Here is a 6,763-nt window from a genome sequence, read left to right as displayed (position 1 = left end):
AAATGGTGATCACGATGCTCTGGAATGGGTGATCACGATGGCCTGGAATCGGTGATCACGATCGGCTGGAACACGCACGAACCGTTGAACTGGTCGATCCCATCGCTGTGACGGTGCGCGAATTTTGCCATGTCGCGGCGTGTGAAGGTCGATTGTTGCTGGGTGATCGCGTCCAGCCCAAGGGAGGGATCGGCGATGATCCGCTCCCCATTGCCGCGCGCGATCTCGCGGTGCATCTCGGCGGGGTCGGCCTCGGTCCCTTCGCCCGACGCTCGCATTGACCATCGCAGTTTGGAAGCCCAAGGCATCGCGCTGGAGCCGCAAAGCCAGATCGGCGCGTCCGCCAAACGTATCGAGGATCGGGACTTCGAGGACTGGAACCGCACTGAGGTGGTGGAGCGCTGGCGCGATGGCGATCTATCATCTTCACGTCAAGGTCATTGGCCGCAAGTCTGGCTCCAGCGCGGTGGCGTCAGCCCCGAATCTTCCGGCCAAAGCCGTTCTCGTCCACCGCGCGCATTGTCAGCATGACATGGGCATGGGGTTTGGGCATGCCGTCCTCGGCCATGTCCCAATGCACGTTGAGATCGGCAACCATGCCCCGATCGACGAATTCGCCACGAACGAAGTTGCGGGCTAGTTCGATGCCCTGCGCCTCACTCATCTCGCGCGGGATGGCGAATTCGACCTCACGGGCAAGCTGAGCATCTTTCCGGACTTCGAACGCGCGCGCTGATCGTGCTAGCCGAGACGAAGGAGGCCGGAAAGAGGGAGGCATGGGCCAGGCGCGGGGCCGCGTTCTTTCAAAGCCGGACGCAGCGAAATGCACCGACAACTGACCGCAACACGGACGGCGCTCAGTCGCAACCGAGCGGCACGCAACCGGCATCAAGCCGAAAGGGCGCGACATGACATGCGCGCGTGGCAGGTGGAGCGCCGCAAGCGCACGCGGCACCTCATAGAACTGAGTGGCCTCATCGTTAAAGCCGGTATAGTCGATCTAACCGACGACGGCGCCACCATTCTCGGCGCGTTGCTCTGGATGGCCGACAAGCTCAAGAGCGATCAAGGCGAACGGGCACGAGCGCTGTGGGCCGCAAAGGGGAAGCAGGCGTTCGAGGCGGACCCGACGACGCACGTACGCACAAATCGTTGATGCGCGTCAATGGCACGTTAGCCTGCAGCGCGACGACGGCGGGATCGAGTGGACTTTTGGAAGAAATTGGGGGGCTCAGTTGTAGTGCAGTCACGGCGAAGGCACGCCTGCTCCAAGCAATTGGACCAGACCGCCACCGCCCTTTCAAGGCGGGCGGGGCCGCGCCCAATGTCGGATAGCGTTTGCTATGCGGCGATACGGTCATGGAACGTGCCCAAAATCGTTATCGTGCGGCTGCTTGGCCGACAGAGCTTTAGGATTCCCAATCGAGCCGCTCGGCGTTCGCATCGTGGCCGCGCGCCTCCTCCTCGTAACTGTCGGCAAGACTGTCGAGAGCCTTGGCTGTGCGAGGGTGTTCGTAAGCGAGGGCGGTGGCGAACCCACGGTATTTTGCAGCCTCGTTGCGCTCCAGCTTGCCGCCGTCCCGTGGCAGCCGCGAAGTGACACCGCGCCGATTTCGCTTTCCGATCCAAAAGCCGTCGAGCATCGGCTTGCTGTCGAAGTTGTCGATGACCTCCCGCACCGCCTCGGCGGGCCAAATGCCGTCAGTGCCATTCGGCGATGCAGAAAGCATGGCTCCGATGCGGCTGTCGGCGATGTCAACTCGTCCCGCGGCTTTGGCAAGTGAACGCGCCTCGTTGATCCAAGCTTTCAGCGCGTCGGAGTCAATTGTGCCATCTTCGCGAGTTCCTGGAAGCCGGTTCCAAAGGTCGAGTAGCCGATAAGCCTGATGGGCGATGGCCTTCGCTCGTTCCGGATCGGCCTGTTCGGGCTCCACCACACCGCTATCCTCGCTCGGCTTGAAGACCGCGCGGAGCATTTCGACAAAGAGGGAGGGTTGTTCGGAGAGTGCCATTAGCAAAGCCTTTGGCCGCCTTCGAGAATGCTGAAGCAACGGCAAATAGGCCCATTCCAGTCGAGCGAGGACGTCCGTCGTCACTTCCGATTCCAGCCGATCGAGGGTTTCGATGACATGGTGCTGGAACATCGTCACTTCGTTGCCGTCGCTGTCCCCCTCAAAAGGCTGTTTCACCGCCTCCGTCAGCATCGTCATCACGAGATCGGTTGGCAGTCGACGTTGCTGGTCACGGCCCGCAAGGTGCACGGCGTGCCGCGCACGACCGACCGCGATCAACTTGCGCACCGCAAAGGCAGCGGCATCATCGTCCTCTTCTATCCAGAGGATTGGCGCACGTTGCCAATACACCCGCTCGATCGCCTCGCCGGCCTGCGCTACTTGATCCCAGGTCCAACGCTGCTGGGGCAGCGCGCGCAGGATAGCAAGCAGCGCTGTATCCCCCCACTTCTTCTTGCGCGCTTTGGCGATAAGCGCCGCGGCCCACGGCTCCTTTCGATCTCGGAACGCAGAGATGATCAGGCCGTGAGCAACGTCGCGCTCGCGCGGATCGTCGCTGCGCAAGCATGCTTCCAGGAGTTTATCGATGTCCGGCTCATCAAGACCGACTTCGAAAAGCGCCTTGCCGATGTAGCCGGCAGTCGGAACTAGACGAGCTAGCCGTCGAACTCCGTCGACGCCCTGTGTGGAGAAGATGTTCCTTGCTGCCTGCCGTCGCGCTTCGTCGACCTGGCGCTCGTTGGCCTGCCAGCCCTGATGCGACGGGTTGGGCAGGCTCACTGATGGTTCGAACAGCCACGCCACTCGCTCAAGCGGATCGGAGGGAGCCAACCGGTCATGGATGGTCGCGAGACGATCAAGCTCCGCTGCGGGAAGCGACCAATCGGCATCGGCAAACTGCCGATGATGGTGAAGCAACTTGCGCAGGCCTGTCCATAGCTCTGACCGCTCCGATTGGGGCTTAATCCGCGGCTCAGCCTTGTCGAGGAGGTCGATGGCTGCATCGCGATCCGGCGCTATGTCCGCGAACCGGTCAAGCAGATGCAGCCAGCGCGGAACGTGCAGACCAACGTCGGCCAGGATGCGCTCGCTGATGGCGGTGGCGCCGCGCGCGATGAGCGGCCAGGTCACCGCCTCTATCTTGTCGACCGTAAAGTCGCGCCAACGTGGGTCCGGCGAAGGACTGGATGTATCGTGTCCCTGGGGCAGCACGTTCAGCATCAGCTTCCAGGCCGCATCGCTCTCGCGTTTGCGGGTCAGGTCCAGAGCGCGTAGGCGCTGATCGAGGGTCGCATAGGTTTGCGGCGACCAGAGCAAGTGTATTTGGCGAAGGCTGTTAGCTGGACGATTCATATAGCGACCGGGCGGGTTATCGATGGCATCCAGCTTCGCCAGCACCAGCGTCACTTGTGGCAGAAGCTCCGGCGACCAAGCCAGCGATTCGAGAGCCCAAAGCAGGTCAGATAGGTGCTCCGTTCCGGCCAGGCCTCCCTCGTCTGTGCCAAACAATGCGCGAATCGGCGGATCATTCTGATTAAGGCTGTCTTCGATGGCCGTGAGGAAGGCACTCGGCGAAGCCTCCGCGAGCAGTCGGAAGTCTCGCGAGAGCGACCACCATCGTCGTTTATCGGCATCCTTGAGCAGTTTACCGACGATCGCGTCCGCGCGCCGATGAGCGTTCGGCATCGTTCGAATTTTGTCGCCCCACAGGGCGAGCAGAATCAGCACTTCGCCGACACCATGGCGTAGCAGACCGGAATAGTCTGGGCGAACCCCACGGACTGAAGCCATCCAGCGATCATCCGGGTCCATGTCATAACGAGGGTCGACCGAGCCCAGGATTTCATGCGCGGACGCCTCAAAACGGCCGACGTCGGCTGCGGTTAGATATTGTGCGAGCAGTAGCCACGCGTCGGGTGGTGAGGCGACCCGCCAAGTCGAGCCGACCTTGCGCAGCGGACTGTCAAAGTCGCCCACATATCGGGCGAGTTCGCCGGCGACGTCGTCATAGGGTTCAGCCGCCAATTGGGAAAGCTTGACCTTGTCCGCCTCGGACTCGTCATCCCATCCCCCAGCGAGCAGCGCCGCTAGCAGGGCGCGCGGCGGCGCCTCTTGCGCCCAGTCCGGAAGCCGACCCGGCGCTGTCGGAATCAGCCGTCGAAGAACGGCAAGATTCCTCGCGCTATCGCGCGCAAGCGCGTGCGCCCGCGCCTCGGCGACACCGGCGTCGATCAGCGCGCTGGCGATGCCTTCACGGGAGGGTCGCGCCAGCTTCCGGACCTCGCCAGGTGACACGGGGCGATCATCGTACGTCTGCAACACAAAATGTCCGCGGTCCGCCAGACTGCGCGCAAGCCCGGGGTTCGGTTCAGTGAGCACGAGGATCAGCGGCGCCGGCGCATTCGCAAGTGCGCGAGCGGCCGCGGCGTCAGTTACGACGAGGCACCGCGCTCGGTAGTGGGCGGCCGCCTCGTCCGGCAGCGTATTCAATGTGGCGTAGAAGAAGGCGGCGGCTTCCTCGGTCGTGGTCGCCTGGATGGAGAGAACCGATGGCTCACCGCGGAGCCAGCGCAAAACGTCGGCAGCGTCCTCGTCCCGATCGCGCAGAACCAGATCCTCGGTCAGTGGCCACTGGGTGGCGAGCGACCACTCTTCCCAGACCTCTTCGAGCTGATGCGTGCCGGGTGGCCGTTTATTGAGGCGGGTGGCCAGCCACAATCCGACGGCGGGCGTCTGTTCGATCCAGTGGACGAGGTCGTCGGCGTCATAGACCTGGACGGCGCGCCAAGGACCCTCGATCTCTCGGGCCTCGGCCCATTCACTCTTCTTCGGCCAATGACGGGGGGTAACAAAGATGTAGGTGGAGGTCGCAGGCTTCAGCGGCGAGGGTTTGGCTGTCCTTTTCTTGTAGTCTTCAGTCGCCTTTTGCGCGATCCCTCCGCGCTGACTGCCAATTTCCCAGCCGGCCTCGCCTTGCGGGACGTAAGCGCCTCCTTCGGCGGCGACGGTACGACCGTCCCAGCCCGAATAGCCTTCGTCCGATGGGAAGCGGAGCTCGACCGAGGGCCCGGAGGTGGCACGGATGAGATGTGCCAGCAGAGTGGGGAGGCTCGCCGCGCCATCCAGGCGGTCTGCCCAGACAGCTAGATCTTCGGCATCCACCCAGCGGATCGGTGCGCCTGGACGCTCGGACTTGGCGATTTGGGGGATCGGAGGGCCGATCACTGCGCCGGTCGGCAAGAAATTGATGCCAGCGGCTTCCAGCGCGTCGCGGATAGCTTGGGCATTATTTGCCACTGGCGTGCGTCGACCTCGTTCAAAGTCGGCTATTGTCGATGTCGCCACGCCCGCGTTCTTGGCGAGGTCCTGCTGGGACCAAGCCAAGAGCGCGCGCGCGGCGCGTACGTGCTTTGGGGTCAGTTCGATATTGAGACTGGACGGCGGCATGTCATAGGAAATATATGACGTCAGTTGCGATTTCCAAAATGTTCTTTATCGTCGGCAATATTTAATATTTGCCGACAAAAGATAACAAGATGACGAGACGTCATATAAATCATCGCGAGCGTGCCCTCAGCCTGGTCCAGGATCGAGGCATCGCCCGCGCGCGCGACTTCAAGGCAGCTGGCATTCCGCTGATCTACCTGAAGCGCCTGACGGACAGCGGGGAACTCGTTCGGCTCGGAAGGGGACTCTACCAGGATCCGGAACGAGCAGGAGAAGACATCGCCCATAATCTTGCCGAAGCTGCGCGGGCGGTTCCCAATGGCGTCGTCAGCCTTGCAAGCGCGTTGCGCCACCATGGGCTGACGACCCAACTCCCTCATGCCGTCTGGCTGACCATACCGCACAAAGCCAGGACCCCGAAGGCCGATGGCCTGCCGCTCGAGATCGTTCGGGCGACCGGTGAGGTGCTCACGGCCGGTGTCGAGCATGTGCAGGTTGAAGGTGTCGACGTTCCGATCTACGGCGTGGCGAAGACCATCGCCGATTGCTTCAAGCATCGACGCCATATCGGTGAGGATGTCGCCATCGAGGCGCTGCGCGATGCGCTCCGCATGCGGAAGACGACGGTGGCCGAGATTCTGCGATACGCCGAGATCGATCGCGTGGCCGAGCGTATCCGTCCCTATCTCAAAGCGCTGCAATGACACCCAAACCTCTCAAAAACACCAGCGCCTCGATCCGCCAGCGCCTCCTCAATCATGCTAAAGCGCATGGTGACGACTATCAGCGAATCCTCACGCGCTACGCGATCGAGCGGTTACTTTTCCGATTGAGCCAGACCGAAGCGCGAGAGGGATATATCCTCAAGGGCGCTATGCTCTTCGTGACCTGGCCGGAACAAGTCTTCCGGCCCACCGGTGATCTCGACCTTCTCGGACATGGAGATCCCGACCCTGGCGCCATCACCGAACTGTTCACCCGCATCTGCCAGGTCGAGATGCCGGCCGACGGCATCATCTTTGACCCGTCCACCTTGCGGGTGGAGGAAGTCCGCGAGGAGGAAAAATACCAAGGCGTTCGATTGACCCTGAGTGGCCGCTTGGGTACGGCGGTTATTCCTGTCCAGGTGGATATCGGCTTTGGCGACCGCGTCTATCCCGCGCCCAGCCGCAAGAATTTCCCCAGCCTGCTGTCCGATCTGCCTGCGGCCGACGTTCTAATGTACCCGCCCGAGACCGTCGTGGCAGAGAAATTCGAAGCGATGCTTCGCTTCGGCGAAACGAATGGCCGGATCAAAGATTTCC

Annotated in this window: 4 protein-coding genes and 4 pseudogenes; 5 read left to right on the top strand and 3 right to left on the bottom strand. The window is 62.3% G+C overall.

The genetic code is table 11. From position 1 onward, the window contains the following. Positions 1 to 83 precede the first annotated feature (83 nt). Positions 84 to 275 (bottom strand): annotated as a pseudogene (locus tag SO180_RS41700) (hypothetical protein); the annotation flags it as partial. Between SO180_RS41700 and SO180_RS41695 the strand changes: the two are divergent. Continuing rightward, positions 268 to 393 (top strand): annotated as a pseudogene (locus SO180_RS41695) (MobA/MobL family protein); the annotation flags it as partial. The pseudogenes SO180_RS41700 and SO180_RS41695 sit on opposite strands and share 8 nt — an antisense overlap. Positions 394 to 477: 84 nt before the next feature. On the opposite strand, the pseudogene SO180_RS41690 reads toward SO180_RS41695, so the two are convergent. After that, a pseudogene (locus SO180_RS41690) lies at positions 478 to 730 on the bottom strand (MobA/MobL family protein); the annotation flags it as partial. On the opposite strand from SO180_RS41690, the pseudogene SO180_RS41685 reads away from it, so the two are divergent. After that, a pseudogene (locus SO180_RS41685) lies at positions 700 to 912 on the top strand (conjugal transfer protein TraD); the annotation flags it as partial. The pseudogenes SO180_RS41690 and SO180_RS41685 overlap by 31 nt on opposite strands. Before the next feature lies 1 nt (position 913). Further along, positions 914 to 1,156, top strand: a complete 243-nt coding sequence (locus SO180_RS41680; RefSeq protein ID WP_449384585.1) for a conjugal transfer protein TraD — start codon at positions 914 to 916, stop codon at positions 1,154 to 1,156. Positions 1,157 to 1,409: 253 nt separating this feature from the next. Here the strand turns inward: SO180_RS41680 and SO180_RS41675 are convergent, their stop codons facing one another. Beyond that, positions 1,410 to 5,459, bottom strand: coding sequence for a helix-turn-helix domain-containing protein (locus SO180_RS41675; protein WP_449384584.1), 4,050 nt, complete (start codon positions 5,457 to 5,459; stop codon positions 1,410 to 1,412). An 89-nt stretch (positions 5,460 to 5,548) separates the two neighbouring features. Here SO180_RS41675 and SO180_RS41670 point away from each other — a divergent pair, with 89 nt between their 5' ends. Then, positions 5,549 to 6,163 carry a type IV toxin-antitoxin system AbiEi family antitoxin domain-containing protein gene (locus SO180_RS41670; RefSeq protein ID WP_449384583.1) on the top strand — a complete coding sequence of 205 codons (615 nt, stop codon included), beginning with the start codon at positions 5,549 to 5,551 and terminating at the stop codon, positions 6,161 to 6,163. Further along, the coding region (locus tag SO180_RS41665; protein ID WP_449384582.1) for a nucleotidyl transferase AbiEii/AbiGii toxin family protein at positions 6,160 to 6,763 on the top strand (604 nt) is incomplete at its 3' end. The genes SO180_RS41670 and SO180_RS41665, both read left to right, overlap by 4 nt.

It is taken from the genome of Bradyrhizobium sp. UFLA05-112, assembly GCF_053572325.1.
Note: the sequence above shows the minus strand (reverse complement) of the source record. Positions and strands in the feature narration are given on the sequence as shown.